Here is a 1,126-nt window from a genome sequence, read left to right on the forward strand (position 1 = left end):
GGAGACGGGCTGCTTGATCCCGAGGTTGACGACGTTGTAGCCGTTGTTGGACAGGATGATGTCGACGAGGTTCTTGCCGATGTCGTGGACGTCGCCGCGCACGGTGGCGAGCACGATGGTGCCCTTGCCCTCCGAGTCGGACTTCTCCATGTGCGGCTCCAGGTAGGCCACCGCGTTCTTCATCACCTCGGCGGACTGGAGCACGAACGGCAGCTGCATCTGGCCGGAGCCGAACAGCTCACCGACGACCTTCATGCCCTCCAGGAGCGTGTCGTTGACGATGTCCAGGGCGGGCCGGTCCGCCAGCGCGGCGTCGAGGTCGGCCTCCAGGCCGTTCTTCTCGCCGTCGATGATGCGCCGCTGGAGCCGCTCCTCCAGCGGCAGCGCGGCCAGTTCCTCGGCCTTGCCCGCCTTCAGCGACTTCGCGGTCGCGCCCTCGAAGAGGGCCATCAGCTTCTGCAGCGGGTCGTAGCCCTCGGCCCGCCGGTCGTAGATCAGGTCCAGGGCAGTGGTGACCTGCTCGTCGTCGAACCGGGCGATCGGCAGGATCTTGGAGGCGTGCACGATCGCCGAGTCCAGGCCCGCCTTCACGCACTCGTCGAGGAAGACGGAGTTGAGGACGATGCGGGCGGCCGGGTTGAGGCCGAAGGAGATGTTCGACAGGCCCAGCGTCGTTTGGACGTCCGGGTGACGCTTCTTCAGCTCCCGGATCGCCTCGATGGTGGCGATGCCGTCCTTGCGGGACTCCTCCTGCCCCGTGCAGATGGTGAAGGTCAGGCAGTCGATGAGGATGTCGGACTCGCGGATCCCCCAGTTTCCGGTGAGGTCCTCGATGAGCCGTTCGGCGATGGCGACCTTGTGCTCGGGGGTGCGGGCCTGGCCCTCCTCGTCGATGGTCAGCGCGATCAGCGCCGCGCCGTGCTCCCGCGCCAGCGCGGTCACCTTCGCGAAGCGGGACTCGGGGCCGTCGCCGTCCTCGTAGTTCACCGAGTTCAGCACCGCACGGCCGCCCAGCTTCTCCAGCCCGGCCCGCAGCACCTCGACCTCGGTCGAGTCCAGCACGATCGGCAGGGTGGAGGCGGTGGCGAACCGGCCGGCGAGCTCCTCCATGTCGGCCACGCCGTCC

The 1,126-nt window shown here is 68.2% G+C and carries 1 protein-coding gene; it reads right to left on the bottom strand.

Going from position 1 to position 1,126, the window contains the following annotated elements; genetic code table 11:
• A partial coding sequence (locus ACY34M_RS41845) for a dihydropteroate synthase (RefSeq protein ID WP_462723968.1) occupies positions 1 to 1,126 on the bottom strand: 1,126 nt, incomplete at both ends.

This window comes from Streptomyces sp. EDA2-14 (assembly GCF_054963755.1).